The organism is Modestobacter sp. SYSU DS0904, assembly GCF_054051115.1.
This window is the reverse complement of sequence record NZ_JBJHAQ010000007.1, coordinates 148,464-169,853: the sequence shown is the minus strand read 5'-3', so window position 1 is coordinate 169,853 and position 21,390 is coordinate 148,464. Positions and strand designations below refer to the sequence as shown.

Sequence of the window (21,390 nt, the reverse complement as noted above, 5' to 3'; positions counted from 1 at the left end):
TTTTTTGAGTATGTTTGATTATTTTTATTTTTTTTTTTATTTATGGAGCCGGCCCGCCCCCCCGCGCCCGGGCCCCCCCCCCCCCCCCCCCCCCGCCGATCACACGTCCTCGACGCTGGAGGGCTCGCGACGGCTGAGGTCGATGCCCAGCTCCTCCGCGGCCCGGAACACCTCGTCGTCGGTGTCACGCAGCTCGATCGCCTGGCCGTCGCCGGAGAGGACCTCCACGTTCAGGCAGAGCGACTGGAGCTCCTTGAGCAGCACCTTGAACGACTCGGGGATGCCCGGCTCCGGGATGTTCTCGCCCTTGACGATGGCCTCGTAGACCTTGACCCGGCCGAGGATGTCGTCGGACTTGATGGTGAGCAGCTCCTGCAGCGCGTACGCGGCGCCGTAGGCCTGCATCGCCCAGCACTCCATCTCACCGAAGCGCTGGCCACCGAACTGCGCCTTACCACCCAGCGGCTGCTGCGTGATCATCGAGTACGGGCCGGTCGAACGGGCGTGGATCTTGTCGTCGACCAGGTGGAGGAGCTTCAGGATGTAGACGTAGCCGACCGAGATGGGCTCGGGGAACGGCTCACCGGAGCGGCCGTCGAACAGCCGCGCCTTGCCGGTCTCCTTGACCATCCGGTTGCCGTCGCGGTTCGGGATCGTCGAGCCGAGCAGGCCGATGATCTCGTCCTCCTTGGCACCGTCGAACACCGGCGTCGCGGTACGGGTGCCCGGGCCGGCCTGGCGCGCGGCGCCCGGCAGCCGGGCCGCCCACTCCGGAGAGCCCTCGACCTCCCAGCCGGTCTTGGCGATCCACCCGAGGTGGGTCTCCAGCACCTGGCCGACGTTCATCCGGCCGGGCACGCCCAGCGGGTTGAGCACGATGTCGACCGGGGTGCCGTCCTCGAGGAACGGCATGTCCTCCTGCGGGAGGATCTTGGAGATGACGCCCTTGTTCCCGTGCCGGCCGGCCAGCTTGTCGCCGTCGCTGATCTTGCGCATCTGGGCCACGTAGACCCGGATGAGCTCGTTGACGCCGGCGGGGAGCTCGTCGCCGTCCTCGCGGGAGAAGACCCGGACGCCGATGACCTTGCCGGACTCGCCGTGCTTGACCTTGAGGCTGGTGTCGCGGACCTCGCGGGCCTTCTCACCGAAGATCGCGCGCAGCAGCCGCTCCTCGGGGGTCAGCTCGGTCTCGCCCTTGGGCGTGACCTTCCCGACCAGGATGTCGCCGGGGACGACCTCGGCACCGATGCGGATGATGCCGCGCTCGTCGAGGTCGGCGAGGACCTCCTCGGAGACGTTCGGGATGTCCCGGGTGATCTCCTCGGCACCGAGCTTGGTGTCGCGGGCGTCGACCTCGAACTCCTCGATGTGGATCGAGGACAGGACGTCGTCCTGCACGAGGCGCTGCGACAGGATGATCGCGTCCTCGTAGTTGTGGCCCTCCCAGGGCATGAAGGCGACGAGCAGGTTCTTGCCCAGCGCCATCTCGCCCTCGTCGGTGCACGGACCGTCGGCGAGGACCTGACCGACCTCGACCCGCTGGCCCTCCTCGACCACCGGGCTCTGGTTGATCGAGGTGCCCTGGTTGGAGCGGCGGAACTTCAGCAGCCGGTAGGTCTGCCGGGTGCCGTCGTCGGCCATCACGGTCACGTAGTCGGCGGTGGAGTCCTCGACCACACCGGCCTTCTCGGCCACCACGACGTCGCCGGCGTCGACCGCGGCGCGCAGCTCCATGCCGGTGCCGACCAGCGGCGCCTCGCTGCGCAGCAGCGGGACGGCCTGACGCTGCATGTTCGCGCCCATCAGGGCGCGGTTGGCGTCGTCGTGCTCGAGGAACGGGATCATCGCCGTGGCGACCGAGGTCATCTGCCGCGGCGAGACGTCCATGTAGTCGACGTTCTCCGGGGCGAGGTAGTCGACCTCACCGCCCTTGGTGCGGACCAGGACCCGCTCCTCGGCCAGGCGCCCGGTGGCGTCCAGCGGCGAGTTCGCCTGGGCGACGACGAAGCGGTCCTCCTCGTCGGCGGTCAGGTAGTCGATCTGCTCGGTGACCTGGCCGTTCTCCACCTTGCGGTACGGCGTCTCGATGAAGCCGAACGGGTTCACCCGGCCGAAGGAGGACAGCGAGCCGATCAGGCCGATGTTCGGGCCCTCAGGGGTCTCGATCGGGCACATCCGGCCGTAGTGGCTCGGGTGCACGTCCCGGACCTCCATGCCGGCGCGCTCACGGGACAGACCACCCGGGCCCAGCGCCGACAGGCGGCGCTTGTGGGTCAGGCCCGCGAGCGGGTTGGTCTGGTCCATGAACTGCGAGAGCTGGCTGGTGCCGAAGAACTCCTTGATGGAGGCGACGACCGGCCGGATGTTGATCAGCGTCTGCGGCGTGATCGCCTCGACGTCCTGGGTCGTCATCCGCTCGCGGACCACGCGCTCCATGCGGGACAGGCCGACCCGGATCTGGTTCTGGATCAGCTCGCCCACGGTGCGCAGCCGGCGGTTGCCGAAGTGGTCGATGTCGTCGACGCCGTGGTCGGGCTCGCCCGCGTGCAGGCGCACCACGTACTCGATGGTGGCGACGATGTCGTCCTCGGTCAGCGTGGTCGTCGCGGTGGGGGCCCCGACGCCGAGCTTCTTGTTGACCTTGTACCGGCCCACCTTGGCCAGGTCGTAGCGCTTCGGGTTGAAGAACAGGTTCTCCAGCAGCGCCTGCGCGGACTCACGCGTCGGCGGCTCGCCCGGGCGCAGCTTGCGGTAGATGTCCAGCAGCGCCTCGTCCTGCCCGGCGATGTGGTCCTTCTCCAGGGTGGCCAGCATGGTGGGCGACCACTGGAAGTGCTCGCGAATGCGGTCCTCGGTCCAGCCCAGCGCCTTGAGCAGCACGCTGACCGGCTGGCGGCGCTTGCGGTCGATCCGGACGCCGACGGTGTCGCGCTTGTCGACGTCGAACTCCAGCCACGCACCGCGGCTGGGGATGACCTTGGCGCTGAAGACGTCCTTGTCGGAGGTCTTGTCCAGCGACTTGTCGAAGTAGACGCCCGGGCTGCGGACCAGCTGCGACACGACGACGCGCTCGGTCCCGTTGATGACGAAGGTGCCCTTGCCCGTCATGACGGGGAAGTCGCCCATGAACACCGTCTGGCTCTTGATCTCACCGGTGGTGTTGTTCATGAACTCGGCGGTGACGAACAGCGGCGCCGCGTAGGTCATGTCCTTGTCCTTGCACTCCTCGAGGGACGCCTTGACGTCCTCGAAGCGCGGGTTGGAGAAGGACAGCGACATCGAGCCGCTGAAGTCCTCGATCGGCGAGATCTCCTCGAGGATCTCGGCCAGACCGCCGACGGCGCCGGCCTGCTCCTCGGGGGGGAGGGTGGCGCGCCAGACGGGGCTGCCGACGAGCCACTCGAAGGAGGCCGTCTGCAGGCCGAGCAGGTCCGGGACCTCGAGCGGCTCGTGGATCTTGGCGAACGAGACGCGGAGCGGCGCGCCGGGGATCTTCTGGTGGTCGGTGCCGCCGGTGCGGGGACCGGCCTGCAGCTCGACCGCGGCCGGGGTGCTGCTGGGGGACTCGGTGGTGCCGGGGGTGATGCTGGTGGGGCGAGAGCCTGCCAAGATGCGTCCTTTCGAGGACCTCACGACGTGCGGGCGGTGGGTGCAGTTCGTCCTGGGTCGTCGTCGTTGTCGGCGAGGCTGACCGCGGATGCCTGGCCCCGTCAGTACGGTCAACACAGGGTCGCCCGGAGCCGTTCCCGGGCACCCTTCGTGACCCGTCTCGGCGGGCTGGCAGTCAGAGGGCAGCGCAACAGGAGACCCTACCCCTGCTCCGCGCCCGTGTCCACGTCGGGCCGCCGGTGCGGCGCGGGACACACTCCGACGGGGTGTCCGGCGCCCACCGCGGTCCCCGACGCCCGACCGGGACGCCGTGCGTCCCGGGACTCGCGACCGTGCGGGTGGGGTGCTGCCGGCCCCGATGATGCCAGTGGAGCTGCTCGGTGCGAGCAGGCACGCCGGGCGCCGGTGGATCGGCCGACGAACGCCGCAGGGGCCGCCCTCCGCGTGGAGGACGGCCCCTGTCGGGTCGTGCAGGCCCGGCTCACGCCGGGCGGGGCGTCACGTGAGGGTGACGTACCCGGCGTCCGGAGACGCCGGGCAGGGGGTCACTTGACGGTGACGGTGGCGCCGGCGCCCTCGAGGGCGGCCTTGGCCTTCTCCGCGGCGTCCTTGGCGACCTTCTCCAGGATCGGCTTCGGCGCGTTGTCGACCAGGTCCTTGGCCTCCTTGAGGCCGAGCGAGGTCAGGCCGCGCACCTCCTTGATGACCTGGATCTTCTTGTCGCCGGCAGCCTCGAGGATGACGTCGAACTCGTCCTGCTCAGCGGCGGCCTCGGGAGCGGCACCGCCACCGGCGGGGCCGGCAGCCGCGACGGCGACGGGGGCAGCGGCGGTGACCTCGAAGGTCTCCTCGAACTGCTTCACGAAGTCCGACAGCTCCAGGAGGGTCATCTCCTTGAAGGCGTCGAGCAGCTCGTCGGTGGAAAGCTTGGCCATGGTGTCTCCTTGGTGGGTCAGGCGTCGCTGGCCGCGGCGTCCGCGGCAGCGTCGGTGGTCTCGGGGGTGGTGTCAGCAGCAGCTGCGTCGGCAGCAGGAGCACCCTCGGCGGGCTTCTTCTCCTTGAGCGCCTCGGCCAGACGGGCGACCTGCGACAGCGGGGCCTGGAACAGCCCGGCAGCCTTGGTCAGGTTGCCCTTCATCGCGCCGGCCATCTTGGCCAGCAGGACCTCACGCGGCTCGACGTCGGCGAGGCGGGTGACCTCGGAGGCGTCGACCGTGCGGCCGTCGACCACGCCACCCTTGATGACGAGCGACGGGTTGGCCCGCGCGAAGTCGCGGATGGCCTTCGCGGCCTCGACCGGGTCGCCGTCGATGAAGGCGATCGCGGTGGGACCGCTCAGGAGCGGGCCCAGGTCGGAGAAACCGACCGAGTCCGCCGCCCGCTTCGTCAGGGTGTTCTTGACGACGGCATAGCTGCTGCCCGCACCGAGGGAACGACGCAGCTCGGTGAGCTGCGACACGCTCAGCCCGCGGTACTCGGTGAGCACGGCCGCGCTGGATGCCTGAAAACGCTCGGTGATCTCCTGGATCGCGGCGTCCTTGGCCTGCGTGGGCATGGGCCTCCTCTCGCTGTCGGGCGACCACCGGCCGGTGCGCGCACGCAGCGATCGGGGCCCGGAGACGAGGAACGCCCCGGCGCAGGGCGCACGGGGCGAGGAGGGCCGGGGCTCGGGTCAGCAGACCCGGGTTCCGGCGCGATCATCGATCCGTCCACCTGCGCGGGCCGTCCGGGGATCCGGACCTTCGATCGCACGCGGACGTGCGACGACCATGCGGTCATGGGGGGAACAGCGGCCAGCGTACGCCATCGCCGGACCACCGCGCCAACCACCTCCGCCAACCACCTCCGCAGACGACGGAACGGCGCCGCCCCGCGAGGGGCGACGCCGTCCTGTGGCCTCGCGGCCCCGTCCAGAGGCTCACCCCGAGCTCGCGAGGGGTGAGGAGGACGGGGTCCTTCTTCAGGCGTTGGCCTCGTCGACCGTCAGGTTGCGCGTGCGGTTCGGGTCGACCGGGATGCCCGGGCCCATGGTCGTGGAGATGGTGACCTTCTTGACGTACCGCCCCTTGGCCGCGGACGGCTTGGCGCGGAGCACCTCGTCGAGGGCGGCGGCGTAGTTCTCCACCAGCTTGGTCTGGTCGAAGGAGGCCTTGCCGATGACCAGGTGCAGGTTGGCCTGCTTGTCGACGCGGAAGTTGATCTTCCCGCCCTTGATGTCGTTCACGGCCTTGGTGACGTCGGGGGTCACCGTGCCGGTCTTCGGGTTCGGCATCAGGCCACGGGGACCGAGGATGCGGGCGATGCGACCGACCTTGGCCATCTGGTCGGGGGTCGCGATCGCGGCGTCGAAGTCCAGGAAGCCGCCCTGGATGCGCTCGATCAGGTCCTCGGAGCCGACCACGTCGGCGCCGGCGGCCTCGGCCTCGGCGGCCTTGTCGCCGGTCGCGAAGACGATGACCCGGGCGGTCTTGCCGGTGCCGTGCGGCAGGTTGACCGTGCCGCGGACCATCTGGTCGGCCTTGCGCGGGTCGACGCCGAGCCGGATCGCGACCTCGACGGTCGCGTCGTACTTGGTGATCGACGTCTGCTTGGCCAGGCCGGCGGCCTGCAGCGGGCTGTACAGCGCGTCGGCATCGACCAACTCAGCGGCCTTGCGGTAGTTCTTGCCGTGCTTCGCCATGGTGGTGCTCCTTCCCCCCGGATCGGGGGTCGTGTGGTGCGCGGGCCCGGCGAGGCCCTCCCACAGTTGCTGTCCGGGTCCGTCGGACCCGGTGGTGGAACGCCGCCGTCAGCCGGCGGCTTCGCTCACTGGACCGTGATGCCCATCGACCGGGCGGTGCCGGCGATGATCTTCTCGGCGTGGTCGAGGTCGTTCGCGTTCAGGTCGGCCATCTTGGTCTGCGCGATCTCACGGACCTGGTCACGCGTGACCGTGGCGACCTTGGTCTTGTGCGGCTCGCCCGAGCCCTTCTCCACACCGGCGGCCTTGAGCAGCATGCGCGCGGCCGGCGGGGTCTTGGTGACGAAGGTGAACGACCGGTCCTCGAAGACCGAGATCTCGACCGGGACGACGTTGCCGCGCTGCGCCTCGGTGGCGGCGTTGTACGCCTTGCAGAACTCCATGATGTTCACGCCGTGCTGACCGAGGGCGGGGCCCACGGGCGGCGCGGGGGTGGCCGCACCGGCGTTGATCTGGAGCTTGATGACCGCGGTCAACCGCTTCCTGGGGGGCATGACTTCCTTCTTCTTCTGAGTGCGTTGATCAGTTCGGTTCGATGGCCCCGCTGCAGGGGCCCGCCGCGAGCTTGCGAGCGGCGGGGGGCAGCGGGGTCCTTCTCACAGCTTGGCGACCTGGGTGAACGAGAGCTCGACCGGCGTCTCGCGGCCGAAGATGGAGACGAGGACCTGCAGCTTCTGCTGCTCGGCGTTGATCTCGTTGATGGTGGCCGGCAGCGTGGCGAACGGGCCGTCCATGACGGTGACCGACTCACCGACCTCGAACTCGACCGTGCTGACCGGACCGGCAGCGGGCGAGCTGGTCTCGGTCGCCACCGCGGCGGGCTTGGCCGGGGTGTCGGCGACCAGCAGGTTGACGACCTCGTCGATGCTCAGCGGCGAGGGCTTGGAGGTCGCGCCCACGAAGCCGGTTACCCCGGGGGTGTTGCGGACCGCGCCCCAGGACTCGTCGTTGAGGTCCATCCGGACGAGCAGGTACCCGGGCAGCTTCTTGCGGTTGACCTGGGTCCGCTTGCCGTTCTTGATCTCGGTGACCTCCTCGGTGGGCACCTCGATCTGGAAGATGTAGTCCTCCATGTCCAGCGACGTGATGCGGGACTCCAGGTTGGTCTTCACCTTGTTCTCGTAACCGGCGTACGAGTGGATGACGTACCAGTCGCCGAACTGGGTGCGCAGCGTCGAGCGCAGCGCCTCCCGGGGGTCCTCGTCGGCCTCGTCGGCCGTCTCGAGCACCTCGGCGACCAGCGGGTCGTGGTCGGGCGCCGGCTCGGGCGACGGGTCGGCGGCCATGGTGTCCGGCTCGCCGGACTCCACCTCGGGGACGACGTCGGCGACGCCGGTCGCGGTGTCCTGGTCGGTGGTGTCACTGGACCCCTCGGCGGCGCCGGGCTCATCGGCTCCGGTCTCGAGGTCGGCGGTGCCGCGCACGTCGAACCGTGCGTCGTCGAGGTCGGTGCCCTCGACGGCGTTGTCGGTCTCGAAGGGCTCGCGGGGGTCTGTCACGTGGTCTCTTCCTCCTGGGTTCGGTGCAGCTCGCGGGGCGCTCAGCCGAAGACGGCGAGCACGCCCTGGGCGAAGACGATGTCCATGCCGGCGACGAGCGCGACCATGACCGCCACGAAGATGATCACCACGGTCGTGTAGGTGATCAGCTCCTTGCGGCCGGGCCAGATGACCTTGCGCAGCTCCGCCACGACCTCGCGGAGGAACCGGCCGATGCTGCGCTTGTCCCGCAGCTCCTCGGCGCGCGCCCGCTCGGCGGCCGCCCGCGAGCGGGTGCCCTCCCCGGTGCGCCCCTCGATCGGCCGACCGGCCGGGCGGCTGCCCGTTCGGCCAGTGCCGCGCTGACGGCGGGTGGGGGTGGCGACGACCTTGTCCTCGTCGGTCTCCGCCTCGTCGGCGATCTCCGCCTCGGCGGCCTCGAGCTCGGCGGCGTCGTCGACGCCCGGCGCCTCCCGGTCGAACTGCTCGGCGTCAGGCTGCTCGCCGTTCGGCTCGCCGTCCTTGTCGCTCACAACGCCTCGCTCTGCTCGATGGATGGTCTGCGCCGGCTCGACACCGGTCGTCGGTCGGTGGCAGGGGTGACAGGACTTGAACCTGCAGCCTGCGGTTTTGGAGACCGCTGCTCTGCCAATTGAGCTACACCCCTAGGAGCCCCGTCGGGCCACCCGTCCGGCCCTCCACGAGCATCGCTCGCGCAGGACACCTGGGACACCCTCAGGAACACCCGCCCGGGACCGGTCCGCGCCGCAGCGCTGCCGGGCCCCGGAGGGTCCCGGGGCACGCCGGTGGCGGGGTCATGCTGGCCCCAGGACGTCGAGTGTACGGGACCGGCGGGACCGCTGGCCAACACGGCCGGGCGGGACCCCTCCGGCCGGGGACCCGACCGGCTCGGCCGGGGAGGTCAGCCGGCTGGGGCACCCCGGCCCGCGGGCGCCGGCCCACCACCATCGGACCTGCTCGGGGTGCTCCCGGTCAGGCGAGCGCGACGACGGCGCGGGCCAGGGACAGCACCTTCTCGCCGCCGCTGGTGACGGTGAGGTCGACGCGGACCTGCCCGTCCTCCAGCAGGGCGGCGACCCGGCCGCGGACGGTGACCTCGGCGCCGGTTTCGTCGTCGGGGACGACGACCGGGCGGCTGAACCGGACCTGGTACTCGACGACCGCGCCCGGGTCGCCCGCCCACGCGGTGACCGCCCGGGCCGCCAGCCCGGCGGTGAGCATGCCGTGGGCGATGACCCCGGGCAGGCCGACCTCGCCGGCCACCCGGTCGCTCCAGTGGATGACGTTGAAGTCGCCGGAGGCGCCGGCGTAGCGGACCAGATCGGCGCGGGTGACCCGGGAGCTCTGCTCGGGGAGCTCGGTGCCGACGGCGACGTCCGCGGCGCGCAGCCGGCTCATGCGGTGCCCCGGGCGACGAGCATCGAGCGGGTGGTGCAGACCGGCTCGCCGTCCTCCGTGGCCAGGTCGACCCGGGTGGTCAGCATGTCGTTCCCGGCCACGGACCGCACCGCGTCGATGGTGGCGGTCGCGACCAGCCGGTCACCGGCCCGGACGGGGCGGTGGTGGGTGAAGCGCTGCTCACCGTGCACGACACGGCTGTAGTCGATGCCCACGTCCGGGTCCTCGACGACGACGTTGCCGGACCCCAGGCTGAGCACGATCGCGAAGGTGGGCGGTGCGATGACGTCGGGGTGCCCGAGCGCCTGCGCCGCGGCGGGGTCGCGGTAGGCCGGGTCGGGGTCACCGAGCGCGGTGGCGAACTCGGCGATCTTCTCCCGCCCGACCTCGTAGACGGCAGAGGGCGGGTAGCTGCGCCCGACCAGTCCTGGGTCCAGCGCCATGCTCCCACCCTCTCGCCTCGACGTCCGCTGGGGTCAGCGGGTCTCGCGGTGCACCGTGTGCTTGCGGTCGGTCGGGCAGTACTTCTTCAGCTCGATCCGGTCGGGGTCGTTCCGCCGGTTCTTGCGGGTGATGTAGTTGCGGTTCTTGCACTCCTGGCACGCCAGGGTGATCTTCGGACGGACGTCAGTGGCGGCCATGAGTGTGTCCTCGCCTTGTTCTGGTCAGTGGGTGGTACCCGTGTCCGGCAGGTGCCGGACACGCCGACGGACCCCGAGATCGGGGTCCGTCTGGAGTAGCGGTGACCGGACTTGAACCGGTGACACAGCGATTATGAGCCGCTTGCTCTACCAGGCTGAGCTACACCGCCGGCTGACCGCGCGGCCCGGTCTCGCGACTGGACCGGTGGTCGGTACTCGATCGTACGAGCCCCTTTACGGAATCGAACCGTAGACCTTCTCCTTACCATGGAGACGCTCTGCCGACTGAGCTAAAGGGGCGTGGTCGGACGGGAAGACTCTACCTGGTGTTCTCTCGCCCCTCGTCAGGGGGTCGGTCCCGCCGGTGTCGCCGCCCCGTTCCGGGCGCGGGAGAACTCTAACAGTCAGGTGCGGACGAACAACCGGCGGTGGGTGCCCCCCGGCGCGGCGGTGCGCACCCCGGTGCGGGCGAGCAGCCAGCCCTCCAGCCGGTCCTCCGGCAGCGGCCGGCTGACCAGGAAGCCCTGCACCTTGTCGCAGCCCATCTGGGCCAGCAGGTCGCGGGTCACCTCGTCCTCGACGCCCTCGGCGACCACCCGGAGGCCGAGGTTGTGCGCCAGCTCGACGATCGACCGGGCGATGAACGACTCGTTCTGGCTGGTCGACATGCCCAGCACGAAGCTCTTGTCGATCTTGAGCTCGTCGATGGGCAGCGCGCGGAGCTGGGACAGCGAGGAGTAGCCGGTGCCGAAGTCGTCCATCGACAGCCGCAGGCCGAGCGCGTGCAGGTCGGCCAGGACGGTGCCGTTGCGCACCGTGTCGTCGACGACGCTGCCCTCGGTGAGCTCGAGGGTGAGCAGCTCCCCGGGGACACCGTGGTGCCGCAGCGCGCGGCGCACCCGGTCGACCAGGTCCGGCTCGGCGAGGCAGTGCGCGGAGAGGTTGACCGCGACCGAGAGCGCGATGTCCTGGTCCAGCCAGCGCCGGCAGCGGTCCAGCGCCCGGTCGAGCACGTGGTCGGTCAACGACCCGATGCGGCCGATCTGCTCGGCCAGGGCGATGAAGTCGTCCGGGGGCACGTCGCCGTACCTGGGGTGGCGCCAGCGGACCAGCGTCTCGACCGAGACGATGTCGGAGGTGCGGGTCTCCACGATCGGCTGGAACACCACCGTGATCTGGCCGTCGGTGATCGCCGCTTCGAGCTCGGTGCCCAGCTGGAGCCGGCGCAGGCTCTGCTGGTCCAGGACCGGGTGGTAGGTGGCGACCCCGCTGGAGCCGTGCGCGGCCAGCAGCGCGACGTCGGCCCGCTGGATCAACGCGCCGGCGTCCGAGCCGTGCACCGGCGCGGCGGCGACGCCGATGGTCAGCGACACCTCCAGGTGCAGCCCGGCGACCTGGGCGCGGGTGGAGGCGGCCTCCCGCAGCCGGCGGGCGGCCCGCTCGGTGGCCGCGAGCGACAGCCCCGGCAGCAGGACGGCGAACTGACCACCCTCCATGCGGGCCAGCACGGCCTGCGGCGGCGCGTGCTCCCGCAGCAGCCCGGCGGTGACCATCAGCAGCTCGTCGCTGGCGGCGTGCCCCAGGGTGTCGGTGACGTTGGTGTAGCCGTCCAGCGCAGCCAGCACCAGGCCGACCCGGGCGGTCTCGGGCTCCGCCTGCAGCAGCGTGTCGATCTCCGCGGCCAGCCGCTGCCGGTTGGGCAGCCCGGTGAGCCGGTCGTGGTCGGCGTCGTGCCGGATCTGGCCGAGCAGCTGCTGCTGCCGGATCGCCGCGTTGACGTGGGTCAGCATCGACTCCAGCGCCGCCCGGTCGGCAGCGGCGAACGTCACGCTGTCGCTGCGTCGGTCGCACACCTCCAGGTAGCCCGGCTCCCCGGCAGCGGTGACCACGGCGGCACCGAGCACCTCCCGGGCGCCCCGGCGGCCCAGCGCCGCCAGCTCGTCCCCGGAGGCACGAGCGGTCGAGACCAGCACCGCGCTCGTGGCGCCCGGGGCGGTGGCCCGGCGGCGCAGCAGGTCGTCGGGGTCACCGGGGCCGTCGTACCAGGCCATGTCGGCGTCGGTGGCCTCGACGAGGAGCACCGGCCCGTCATCGAGGTAGGGCGGCAGCCAGAGCGCGACCCGGTCGGCGTTGAGCAGCTCGCGCACTGCCCGGACGATCTCCCGCGTGCCCGTCTCGTCCGGGCTGACCAGCTCCACCCGGCGGGCGAAGTCGTAGACGCGCTGCACCGTCCGCCGCTCGCGGGCCGCGCGCGCCGACTGCCGGAAGATGGCCAGGGCGCCCAGCAGCATCGGCAGGATCAGCACCCACGACCATGCGGTCTCCTCCACCAGCAGCAGGGCGATGACGGCGACGCCGACGCTCAGCGGCGCGAACAGCGCGTTGGGGAGCGCCGCGGCCCAGAACGCTCGGCTCGGGAAGCCCTCGGTGAGCGTGATGGCCAGGCAGACCCCGGCCATGCCCACGAGGCTGGCCGCCAGCACCGCCAGCACCAGGGACCCCCAGCTGACCGGGTCGTCGAGCTCCAGCGGCGGGAGCAGCGCGAGGACCGCGAGAGCCGCGCACAGCTCGATCACCGCGATGCCGGAGTTGAAGGCCAGCTTCGCCGGCGAGTTGCGCCGGACGCCCATCACCACCAGGACGGCCACCACCCGGCACACCGCGGTCCAGCCGCCGCCCACCACGACCAGGCCGACCACCAGGGGGATCTCGGTGGGCGACAGGGAGATGGTCTGCCGGCGGAACTCGACGTCGAGCTGGGCGGACTCGGTCAGCAGGGATGCGACGAGCAGGGCGAGGACCACCCACGGGGACGGGTCCCGCCAGGTCCCGGGCAGCACGACGGCGGCGACGACTGCCGCGGCCACCAGCGTGAGGACGCCGATCGACCCGGGACGGCGCAGGAGTGTGGGCCCCCGCCGCTCGGGGACCGGCTGATCGGCCAACGTGAGCCTGTCTCTAGGGGAGGCTGGTCCGCCGACGGTAACAGCGCGCACGGCGTCTGGAAGGGCGCACTCACCCGTTGGGGCGGCCCGGGACCGGGCCGCCCCGACGTCACAGGTGCGTCGTCAGCGGGTCCACTTCCAGCCGCGGGTCCACTTCCAGCCGCGGTCGGCGGTGGCGGTGCGGGCGACGGACGAGCTGATGGCGGTGGACATGGTGTCTCCTCGGGGCATGACGGTCTGCTCTGTCAGTTCTCGCTGAGCGGCAGCGGCCCACGCGGGGGCAGAGCGTCATCCGGCAACACACCGCAGTGATCACATTGCAGAAGGTCACTCGTTCGAGCAAGCCTGACACCCTTCGTGTCGGCGAGTTTCGTAGTGTCGTCACTTTGCGTCACCGATGTCGCGGAGCGTCGTCATCGTTCGGGTGAATCGACCGGGGGAACGGCTCACCGCGGTCCGCGCGGCGGGCGTTGCTGGCGGTCCCGGTCCGGTGGGGGCCCGGAGGCATCGTCGACCAGCCCCTCCACCACGTCCTCGACCAGCGCGCCGACGGTGCTCCCGGTGTACCGGGCCGGGAACGACGGCAGCGTCAGCACCCCCGAGGTGCGCGCGAACGCGGCTCCCCCGGCGTCGACGGCGGCGCGGCCGGCCGGCGTCCCGACCCCGGACGGCCGCACCCCGGCCGCGCCCGTGACGACGATCGCCGCCAGCCGTCCGGCGTCCTCGGCCGTACGGACCGGGCCGTCGTCGGGCTCGATCCGGATCCGGCCGTCGGCACGGAACAGCACCGCGCCGGCGTCGACGAGGACCCCGAGGCCGGGCACCACCTTCTTCCCCCGGACGAGGTCCGCCGGCGCGGTGAGCAGGTCGTAGAGGCCCGCCCGGCCGTGGGTGTCCACGAGCACCTGGGCGAAGCGCAGCGCGTACCGGGCACGGTGTCCGTACTCCTGGACCGCCACCAGCGCGCCGGCCGTCTCGGCCCGGTGGGCACCGCCCGACGCCAGCCCGCCGACCAGGCTGCTGGTCACCCGCTGCTCGGCCACCGGCTCGGTGAGCAGCAGTCCGAGCCCGCGCAGCGCGGTCTCCCGCGCCGGTGACAGCTCCTCCCCGGTGCCCGCAGCGGCGAGCTCGCGGCCGAGCAGCTCCGACCGCCCGGCCAGCAGACCGCCGATCCCGTCGGCCAGCTGCCCGAGCGCCGCGAGGTCCACCGGCTCCCCGGCGTCCGGGTCGGATCCGGCACCGGCCGGGTCGGGTCCGGCACCGGCCGGGTCGAGTCCCTGACCCAGTGCCCGCAGCGCACCGCGCGCGACCTGGTCGGCGTCGGCCGAGTCCTCGGCCAGGCCGATCAGCGCGCCGGCGTCCCGGCCGCCGTCGTCCCAGACCCGGCGCAGCAGGACGTCCCAGGCCAGCGACGTCCCCAGCAGCCGGCCCGCCGCAGCCGGGTCGCCGGCGCGGAGCACCGCGTCGATCGCCGCCGCCACGGGGTCGGGCCGACCGCCGGTGAGCCGGTCGACGGCGCGGACGCCCTGCACCGCCTCGCGCTCCAGCAACCGCCGGCCCCACGCTGCGGCCAGCGCCGGTCCGGCTCCCGGTGCGGCGAGCACGACCCCCATGCCGACCGCGGTCTCGTCGTGCCGCGGGTCGCGGTCGTGCACCGGCAGCGCTGCCGCGCCCAGCACCTCGCGCACCCGGGGAACGGGCCCTGCCCCGACCCCGGCCGCGGTGAGCGCGACGGCCAGCAGCCCGGCGAGCGGCACCTCCTCCCCCGTCCCGGCCTGCTGGTGGAGCTGGGCGAGCAGGAAGGTGAGGCCCTCCGCGCCGAGCGCGGTGACGAAGGTTTCGGCCACCGCGGGCACCGCGACGGCATCGGCCCACCGGACGGCGGCGGCGCGCACGTCGGCGGCGGTGCCGGGCCCGGTGAGCTCGGCCGCCGCGGTGACGCCCATCGTGGTCAGCGCCCCGCGGCCCCACCCGGGCAGGAGACCGGCCAGGTGCACCGTGACGCCGGTGACCGACCCGGGGCCGTCGCTGCCGCCCAGGTCCCGGCTCGCGGTGGCCAGCAGCGCGGCCGCGCCGTCCGCGTCCCGGGCGAGCTCGGCGAGGAGCCCGGCGTGCTCGGCTCCCCGGGCGTCGTCCGCGGCGGCGAGGCGGGTCGCCAGCGCCTCGGCCTGCGGCCGGGCCGAGGCGTCGCCGCCGTGGGCGGCAGCGAGCAACGCCCCGTACTGCGCGCGGGCCCGGGCGAAGTCGGCGCTCTGGTCCTCGCGGAGCGCATGCAGCCGGCCCCGGACGTCCAGCCACAGGTCGCGGTGCTCGCCCAACCGGTCCAGCGCGACGGTCAGGCACCGGTGCAAGCCGTCGGCGACCCCCAGGGCGGCCGCCACCTCACCCGCGGCGACCCGCGCGTCGGCGCCCTGCCAGCCGGTCAGCACCCGGGCGGGTTCGAGCAGGTGGACGGCCAGGCCGGCGGTGAAGGCGGCCGACGCGAGCTCGTCGAGGACCGCATCGAGCGCCGTCGCCGAACCCGGTGGGTCGGGGAGCTCGACCGGCCTCGGCAGCGCGACGGTCACCGGGGCGTGCCCTCCCCGCGCACCGCCAGCACCGAGCCGTCGAGGCCGAGCCAGGAGTCGGCCGCGGCGGCCACGGCACCGCCGAGCCAGGTGAGCTCGGCCGCCAGGCACCCGGCAGCGGTGCGGACGGTCTCGGCGTACCCGGTCACCGCCGGCCCCACCGGGTCACCGACCCCACCCCCGGAGACCAGCTGCCGGGCGCCGTCGACCTGCCCACCCGCCGCCGCCAGCACCTGCGCCAGCTCGTACAGCCGGGCAGGGACCACCTCGATCGACATGGGGGCAGTCTGCGGGCCCCGCGGCGCCGGCCCCGGCGTCGTCCACAGGCCCGGCCGGACCGCCCGGGGACGGAGCGGTCGTCGTCCACATCGTCCACAGGCGTCGTCCACAGCCGGTGGACAACGGTGACGTGCCGCCGCCCGGGCCCTACGCTGCCCGCGTGCGTGCCCACCCACCCGGCGTCGACCGGGCCCGGCCCGACCCGGAGGACGGCTCCACGCTGCCCTTCGTGCTGGTCTGCTGGCTGGTCGCCGCACTGATGGTGCTGGGCGCCGTCGCCGCCTCCGACGCCTTCCTGGAGCAGCAGGAGGTGCAGTCGGTGTGCGACGGAGCCGCGCTCGCGGCGGCCAACCAGGCCGACGAGGCGGTCGTGTACGCCCGGGGCGTCGGCACCGAGCTGCCGCTCACCCGGGCGGGCGCCGAGGCCGCGGTCGCCGACCAGCTCGCCGACGCCGGGGCGCGGCTGGACGCGTGGTCGGCGGTGACCGACGGCGTCGAGGTGACGGTGCGCTGCACTCGGGTGGTGGAGATCGCCTTCGGCTGGCTGTTCCTGGCCGGGGAGCCGCTGGAGCGCACCGCGGTGGCGAGCGCCCGGGCCCCGACGGCGCCGTGAGCCGACGACCTGCCGGGGAGACGGAACGGCCCCCGACCGGTGGTCGGGGGCCGTTCGTACCAGGCGTGGCGGGTGAAGGATTCGAACCTTCGTAGGCTAAGCCGACGGATTTACAGTCCGCTCCCATTGGCCACTCGGGCAACCCGCCGTGGTGGTACGGGAGAGAGAGTACAAGACGAGGGTCGACCACCTGCCGGGGCACCGGTGGGCGGTCGACCGCGGCAGAGGAGGAACCGAGATGGCCGATGCGTCCTTCGACGTGGTGAGCAAGGTCGACCGGCAGGAGGTCGACAACGCCCTGAACCAGGCCGGCAAGGAGCTCTCCCAGCGCTTCGACTTCCGGGGCGTGAACGCCTCGATCGCCTGGGCCGGCGAGGAGGGCGTCACGCTGACGGCCGACACCGAGGAACGGGTGGTGGCGGCGCTGGACGTCTTCAAGGAGAAGCTGGTCAAGCGCGGCATCTCGATGAAGGCGCTGGACGCCGGGGAGCCGCAGGCCTCCGGCAAGAGCTACAAGATCTCCGCGACGATCCAGCAGGGCATCGCCTCGGACAAGGCCAAGCAGATCGCGAAGATCATCCGCGACGAGGGCCCCAAGGGCGTCCAGGCGCAGATCCAGGGCGACCAGCTGCGGGTCAGCGGCAAGAAGCGCGACGACCTGCAGGCGGTGCAGCAGCTGCTGAAGGGCAAGGACCTCGACGTCGCCCTGCAGTTCGACAACTACCGGTGAGGTGAGGGCACGGCCCCCTGGCGACGTGCTGGAACGGCCCCCTCGCAGGGACCCGCGGTGCGCGAAGCGTGCCGTGGGGGCGAGGGGGCCCTTCTACTGACCGAGCTGGCGGGCCATCTCCTCCAACCGGGCGATCCGCTCCGGCATCGGTGGGTGGGTGGCGAACATCGACGCCATCCCCGACCCGCGGAACGGGTTGGCGATCATCAGGTGGCTCTGGGTGACCAGCCGGTCGTCCTGCGGCAGCGGGCGGACGGCGACCCCCCGCTCGAGCTTGCGCAGTGCGCTGGCCAGCGCCAGCGGGTCCTGGGAGAGCTCGGAGCCGGAGGCGTCGGCCTGGTACTCCCGGCTCCGGCTGACCGCCATCCGCACCAGGCCCGCGGCGACGGGACCGAGGAACACCAGCAGCAGGCCGCCGAGGGCACCGCCGCCCTCCCGGTCCTCGGAGCGACCGCCGAACAGCGAGGCGAACATCGCCATGTGCGCCAGGTAGGTGATCACCGTGGCCATCGCCCCGGCCACCGAGCTGATCAGGATGTCGCGGTTGTAGACGTGCGACAGCTCGTGGGCCAGCACCCCACGCAGCTCGCGGCGGTCGAGCAGCTCCAGGATCCCCTGGGTGCAGCAGACCGCGGCGTTGCGCGGGTTGCGCCCGGTGGCGAAGGCGTTCGGCTGGTCGGTGGGGCTGACGTAGAGCCGGGGCATCGGCTGGCGCGCCTCGGTGGCCAGCTCCCGCACGATGGCGTACAGCTGCGGCGCCTGCGTCTCGGTGACCGGGAAGGCGCGCATCGCCCGCAGGGCGAGCTTGTCGGAGTTGAAGTAGGCGTAGCCGTTCACCCCGAGGGCGACCACCAGGGCGATCAGCAGCCCACCCCGGCCGAAGAAGCTGCCGACCAGCAGGATCACCCCGGCCATCAGGCCGAGCAGCACTGCCGTCTTCACACCGTTGTTCCACCGTTGCACGACCATCAGAACGGAAGGGGCCCGGCACCCGTTCCCCGGTGACCTGGGCAGCTGCTGCGAGATCAGGCAACCCTGTGTGCGGTGCCTCACGTTCGTCCGCGACCGGTCCGGTGCCGGCAACCCGCACGTAACCTGGCGAGCCGGAGGTACCTCACAGATGACTGGCACCACTCCCGGAATCAGCCCCGCAACGGATGACGTTGCCCCCGGCATGCACCCCGCCGTGGACCCGACCGTGCCCAGCTCCGCCCCTGGCGGCCTGGTGAAGAGCGTCGTCGAGCTCGACCGCGTCGTCATCCGCCTCGCCGGCGACTCCGGCGACGGCATGCAGCTGACCGGCGGCCGCTTCACCAGCGAGACGGCGTCGTTCGGCAACGACCTCTCGACGCTGCCCAACTTCCCCGCCGAGATCCGGGCGCCAACGGGCACCCTGCCGGGCGTCAGCTCCTTCCAGCTGCACTTCGCCGACCACGACATCATGACGCCGGGCGACGCGCCCGACGTCCTGGTCGTGATGAACCCGGCGGCGCTGAAGGCCAACCTCGTCGACCTCCCCGGCGGCGGACTGCTGATCGCCGACTCCGACGAGTTCACCCCGCGGAACCTGGCCAAGGTCGGCTACGCCGCGAACCCGCTCGAGGACGGCTCGCTGGACAAGTGGCAGCTGGTCAGCGTGCCGCTGACCTCGATGACCACCGAGGCGCTCGCGGACTCCGGCCTGGGCAAGAAGGAGGCCGAGCGGAGCAAGAACATGTTCACCCTCGGCCTGCTGAGCTGGATGTACCACCGGCCGACCGAGGGCACGATCCGCTTCCTCGAGCGCCAGTTCCGCCGCAAGCCGCAGATCGCCGCGGCCAACATCGCCGCGTTCCGGGCCGGGTTCAACTACGGCGAGACGACGGAGGCCTTCGCGGTCTCCTACGAGGTCAAGCCCGCACCGATGGCCCCGGGCAAGTACCGGCACATCTCCGGCAACCAGGCGCTGGCCTACGGCCTGGTCGCCGCCGGCCAGCGATCGGGCCTGCCGGTCTTCCTCGGCGCCTACCCGATCACCCCGGCCAGCGACATCCTGCACGAGCTGTCGAAGCACAAGTCGTTCGGCGTCCGCACCTTCCAGGCCGAGGACGAGATCGCCGGCATCGGGGCCGCCCTGGGCGCCTCGTTCGGGGGCGCGCTCGGTGTGACGACGACGTCCGGCCCGGGGGTGGCCCTCAAGGCCGAGACCATCGGCCTGGCCGTGATGACCGAGCTGCCGCTGCTGATCGTGGACGTGCAGCGGGGTGGTCCCTCCACCGGCCTGCCGACCAAGACCGAGCAGAGCGACCTGCTGCAGGCGCTGTTCGGCCGCAACGGCGAGGCGCCGGTCCCGGTGATCGCGCCCCGCTCCCCCGGCGACTGCTTCGACGCGACGCTGGAGGCGGTGCGGATCGCGCTCACCTACCGCACGCCGGTGATCCTGCTGTCCGACGGCTACCTGGCCAACGGCGCCGAGCCGTGGTCGATCCCGGCCGTCGACGAGCTGCCCGACCTGCGGGTCGAGTTCGCCACCGCGCCGAACGGCAGCGCGGAGGACGGCACGGAGGGTGAGTTCCTGCCGTACCTGCGCGACCCGGAGACGCTGGCCCGCCCGTGGGCCGTGCCCGGTACCGCGGGGCTGCAGCACCGGATCGGCGGGCTGGAGAAGGCCGACAAGACCGGCAACATCTCCTACGACCCGGCCAACCACGACTTCATGACCCGCACCCGGCAGGCCAAGATCGACGGCATCGCCGCGTCGATCCCGGCGACCGAGGTCGACGACCCCGACGGGAATGCCCGGGTCGCGGTCATCGGTTGGGGTTCCACGTACGGCCCGATCGGGGCGGCCTGCCGGCGGATCCGCGCCTCGGGCCGGTCCATCGCCCAGCTGCACCTGCGCCACCTCAACCCGCTGCCGGCCGACCTCGGCGAGATCCTCGCCCGGTACGACCAGGTGGTCTGCCCCGAGATGAACCTGGGTCAGCTGGCGATGATCCTGCGGGCCAAGTACCTGATCGACGTGCACAGCCACACCCAGGTGCGCGGGCTGCCGTTCCGCGCCGCGGAGCTGGCCGCCGTCTTCCAGGACGTCATCGACGGGACCACCGGGACGGTCGCCACCCTCGACACCGGCTCCGACACCCCTGCACAGACGGGAGCGACCCTGTGACCGCCATCGAGTCCACCAACGCCCACGTGCACGACCTCGGCATGCCCGCCGGGGGCCCGGACGTCACCACGATCTCCGGCGCCATCGACGCCTCGGTCGCCGCGAACGGTCCGAAGCAGACGGCGCTGAAGGCCAAGGACCTCAAGACCGACCAGGAGGTGCGCTGGTGCCCCGGGTGCGGTGACTACGTCATCCTCAACGCCGTCCAGAGCTTCCTGCCCAGTCTCGGCATCGCCCGCGAGGACATGGTCATCGTCTCCGGCATCGGGTGCTCGAGCCGCTTCCCGTACTACATGAACACCTACGGGATGCACTCCATCCACGGCCGCGCCCCGGCGATCGCGACCGGCCTGGCCGCCTCGCGCCCGGACCTGTCGGTGTGGGTCGTGACCGGGGACGGCGACGCGCTGTCCATCGGCGGCAACCACCTGATCCACACCCTGCGCCGGAACGTGAACCTGACGATCCTGCTGTTCAACAACCGGATCTACGGGCTCACCAAGGGCCAGTACTCGCCGACGAGCGAGGTCGGGAAGGTCACCAAGAGCACCCCGATGGGCTCGCTGGACCACCCGTTCAACCCGGTCAGCCTGGCGCTGGGCGCCGACGCGACCTTCGTCGGCCGGGCGATGGACTCCGACCGCAAGGGCCTCACCGACGTGCTGCGGCAGGCCGCCGAGCACCAGGGCACGTCGCTGGTGGAGATCTACCAGAACTGCAACATCTTCAACGACGGCGCGTTCGAGCTGCTCAAGGACCCGGCCACCGGCCCGATGTGGACCATCCCGCTGGTGCACGGCGAGCCGCTGGTCTTCGGCCCCGGCGGCGCCTCCTGCGTCGTCCGCGACGACTTCGGGGGCCTGCGGATCGCCGAGACCAACCAGGTCGACGCCAGCCAGATCGTGGTGCACGACGCGCACCGGGACGACCCGTCGTACGCGTTCGCGCTGTCCCGGCTCTCCAGCCAGGACCTGCGCTACAGCCCGATGGGCGTCTTCCGGTCGGTGGCCAAGCCGACCTACGACCGGATGATGGCCGACCAGCTCGAGGACGCCGCCGCGCAGCAGCCGGCCGACCTCGACGCGCTGCTCGCCGGCAGCGACAGCTGGACGGTCGACGCCTGACCCGAGCACTGCACGCCAGTGGCCCAGAACCCCCCGGGTTCTGGGCCACTGGCGTTCAATGTGCCTGAACGCATCCGGGGGACGTCCGGGGGTG

General features: G+C 72.1%; 18 protein-coding genes and 4 tRNA genes. 4 read left to right on the top strand and 18 right to left on the bottom strand.

The window, feature by feature from the left end:
- Positions 1-99: 99 nt before the first annotated feature.
- The 16 genes from rpoB to ACI79U_RS07400 form a co-directional block, all read right to left on the bottom strand.
- Positions 100-3,609, bottom strand: a complete 3,510-nt coding sequence (rpoB, locus tag ACI79U_RS07475) for a DNA-directed RNA polymerase subunit beta (RefSeq protein WP_457063897.1) — start codon at positions 3,607-3,609, stop codon at positions 100-102.
- Positions 3,610-4,154: 545 nt separating this feature from the next.
- Positions 4,155-4,544, bottom strand: a complete 390-nt coding sequence (gene rplL, locus ACI79U_RS07470) for a 50S ribosomal protein L7/L12 (RefSeq protein WP_153359801.1) — start codon at positions 4,542-4,544, stop codon at positions 4,155-4,157.
- 17 nt (positions 4,545-4,561) lie between these two features.
- The gene (gene rplJ / locus ACI79U_RS07465; protein ID WP_457063900.1) at positions 4,562-5,164 is read right to left on the bottom strand and encodes a 50S ribosomal protein L10; all 603 of its coding nucleotides are present in this window, start codon (positions 5,162-5,164) and stop codon (positions 4,562-4,564) included.
- 405 nt (positions 5,165-5,569) lie between these two features.
- Complete coding sequence (gene rplA, locus ACI79U_RS07460; RefSeq protein WP_457063902.1) at positions 5,570-6,289, bottom strand: 50S ribosomal protein L1; 720 nt, start codon at positions 6,287-6,289, stop codon at positions 5,570-5,572.
- 125 nt (positions 6,290-6,414) lie between these two features.
- The gene (rplK, locus tag ACI79U_RS07455; protein ID WP_457063904.1) at positions 6,415-6,843 is read right to left on the bottom strand and encodes a 50S ribosomal protein L11; all 429 of its coding nucleotides are present in this window, start codon (positions 6,841-6,843) and stop codon (positions 6,415-6,417) included.
- A 102-nt stretch (positions 6,844-6,945) separates the two neighbouring features.
- Positions 6,946-7,848: a transcription termination/antitermination protein NusG gene (gene nusG / locus ACI79U_RS07450; protein WP_457063906.1), complete on the bottom strand. Its 903-nt coding sequence runs from the start codon at positions 7,846-7,848 to the stop codon at positions 6,946-6,948.
- Positions 7,849-7,889: 41 nt separating this feature from the next.
- Positions 7,890-8,360, bottom strand: a complete 471-nt coding sequence (secE, locus tag ACI79U_RS07445) for a preprotein translocase subunit SecE (protein WP_457063908.1) — start codon at positions 8,358-8,360, stop codon at positions 7,890-7,892.
- 58 nt (positions 8,361-8,418) lie between these two features.
- Positions 8,419-8,494, bottom strand: a tRNA-Trp gene (locus ACI79U_RS07440).
- Between the two features lie 326 nt (positions 8,495-8,820).
- On the bottom strand, positions 8,821-9,246 hold the full coding sequence (locus tag ACI79U_RS07435) for a MaoC family dehydratase (protein ID WP_457063910.1): 426 nt from the start codon (positions 9,244-9,246) through the stop codon (positions 8,821-8,823).
- Positions 9,243-9,689 carry an FAS1-like dehydratase domain-containing protein gene (locus ACI79U_RS07430; protein WP_457063913.1) on the bottom strand — a complete coding sequence of 149 codons (447 nt, stop codon included), beginning with the start codon at positions 9,687-9,689 and terminating at the stop codon, positions 9,243-9,245. Before ACI79U_RS07430 ends, ACI79U_RS07435 begins: the two co-directional genes overlap by 4 nt.
- Positions 9,690-9,722: 33 nt before the next feature.
- Positions 9,723-9,887, bottom strand: a complete 165-nt coding sequence (gene rpmG, locus ACI79U_RS07425) for a 50S ribosomal protein L33 (protein WP_014742879.1) — start codon at positions 9,885-9,887, stop codon at positions 9,723-9,725.
- 96 nt (positions 9,888-9,983) lie between these two features.
- Positions 9,984-10,057 (bottom strand) — tRNA-Met (locus ACI79U_RS07420).
- 57 nt (positions 10,058-10,114) lie between these two features.
- Positions 10,115-10,187 (bottom strand) — tRNA-Thr (locus tag ACI79U_RS07415).
- A gap of 104 nt (positions 10,188-10,291) precedes the next feature.
- Positions 10,292-12,754: a putative bifunctional diguanylate cyclase/phosphodiesterase gene (locus ACI79U_RS07410; RefSeq protein ID WP_457072579.1), complete on the bottom strand. Its 2,463-nt coding sequence runs from the start codon at positions 12,752-12,754 to the stop codon at positions 10,292-10,294.
- Positions 12,755-13,278: 524 nt separating this feature from the next.
- Positions 13,279-15,399, bottom strand: a complete 2,121-nt coding sequence (locus ACI79U_RS07405; protein WP_457063918.1) for a hypothetical protein — start codon at positions 15,397-15,399, stop codon at positions 13,279-13,281.
- Complete coding sequence (locus tag ACI79U_RS07400; RefSeq protein WP_457063920.1) at positions 15,396-15,677, bottom strand: hypothetical protein; 282 nt, start codon at positions 15,675-15,677, stop codon at positions 15,396-15,398. The genes ACI79U_RS07405 and ACI79U_RS07400 overlap by 4 nt, the downstream gene beginning before the upstream one ends.
- 161 nt (positions 15,678-15,838) lie before the next feature.
- Between ACI79U_RS07400 and ACI79U_RS07395 the strand changes: the two genes are divergently transcribed.
- A complete protein-coding gene (locus ACI79U_RS07395; RefSeq protein WP_457063922.1) occupies positions 15,839-16,291 on the top strand; it encodes a pilus assembly protein TadG-related protein in 453 nt (150 codons plus the stop codon).
- Between the two features lie 66 nt (positions 16,292-16,357).
- Here the strand turns inward: ACI79U_RS07395 and ACI79U_RS07390 are convergent.
- Positions 16,358-16,439, bottom strand: a tRNA-Tyr gene (locus ACI79U_RS07390).
- A gap of 90 nt (positions 16,440-16,529) precedes the next feature.
- Here ACI79U_RS07390 and ACI79U_RS07385 point away from each other — a divergent pair.
- Positions 16,530-17,021, top strand: a complete 492-nt coding sequence (locus ACI79U_RS07385; RefSeq protein WP_457063924.1) for a YajQ family cyclic di-GMP-binding protein — start codon at positions 16,530-16,532, stop codon at positions 17,019-17,021.
- Between the two features lie 93 nt (positions 17,022-17,114).
- On the opposite strand, the gene htpX is transcribed toward ACI79U_RS07385, so the two are convergent.
- Entirely contained in the window at positions 17,115-17,990 is an 876-nt protein-coding gene (gene htpX / locus ACI79U_RS07380; protein ID WP_457063926.1) for a zinc metalloprotease HtpX, read from the bottom strand.
- Positions 17,991-18,219: 229 nt separating this feature from the next.
- Between htpX and ACI79U_RS07375 the strand changes: the two genes are divergently transcribed.
- Together ACI79U_RS07375 and ACI79U_RS07370 are read left to right on the top strand one after the other, a co-directional pair.
- Positions 18,220-20,172: a 2-oxoacid:acceptor oxidoreductase subunit alpha gene (locus ACI79U_RS07375; protein ID WP_457063928.1), complete on the top strand. Its 1,953-nt coding sequence runs from the start codon at positions 18,220-18,222 to the stop codon at positions 20,170-20,172.
- The gene (locus ACI79U_RS07370) at positions 20,169-21,296 is read left to right on the top strand and encodes a 2-oxoacid:ferredoxin oxidoreductase subunit beta (RefSeq protein WP_457063930.1); all 1,128 of its coding nucleotides are present in this window, start codon (positions 20,169-20,171) and stop codon (positions 21,294-21,296) included. The genes ACI79U_RS07375 and ACI79U_RS07370 overlap by 4 nt, the downstream gene beginning before the upstream one ends.
- Positions 21,297-21,390: the final 94 nt, after the last annotated feature.

Coding starts and splice junctions, on each gene's coding strand:
- rplJ (WP_457063900.1), bottom strand. CDS start 5,164: ATGCCCACGCAGGCCAAGGACGCCGCGATCCAGGAGATCACCGAGCGT.
- rplL (WP_153359801.1), bottom strand. CDS start 4,544: ATGGCCAAGCTTTCCACCGACGAGCTGCTCGACGCCTTCAAGGAGATG.
- htpX (WP_457063926.1), bottom strand. CDS start 17,990: ATGGTCGTGCAACGGTGGAACAACGGTGTGAAGACGGCAGTGCTGCTC.
- rplK (WP_457063904.1), bottom strand. CDS start 6,843: ATGCCCCCCAGGAAGCGGTTGACCGCGGTCATCAAGCTCCAGATCAAC.
- ACI79U_RS07385 (WP_457063924.1), top strand. CDS start 16,530: ATGGCCGATGCGTCCTTCGACGTGGTGAGCAAGGTCGACCGGCAGGAG.
- ACI79U_RS07430 (WP_457063913.1), bottom strand. CDS start 9,689: ATGGCGCTGGACCCAGGACTGGTCGGGCGCAGCTACCCGCCCTCTGCC.
- rplA (WP_457063902.1), bottom strand. CDS start 6,289: ATGGCGAAGCACGGCAAGAACTACCGCAAGGCCGCTGAGTTGGTCGAT.
- rpmG (WP_014742879.1), bottom strand. CDS start 9,887: ATGGCCGCCACTGACGTCCGTCCGAAGATCACCCTGGCGTGCCAGGAG.
- ACI79U_RS07435 (WP_457063910.1), bottom strand. CDS start 9,246: ATGAGCCGGCTGCGCGCCGCGGACGTCGCCGTCGGCACCGAGCTCCCC.
- ACI79U_RS07400 (WP_457063920.1), bottom strand. CDS start 15,677: ATGTCGATCGAGGTGGTCCCTGCCCGGCTGTACGAGCTGGCGCAGGTG.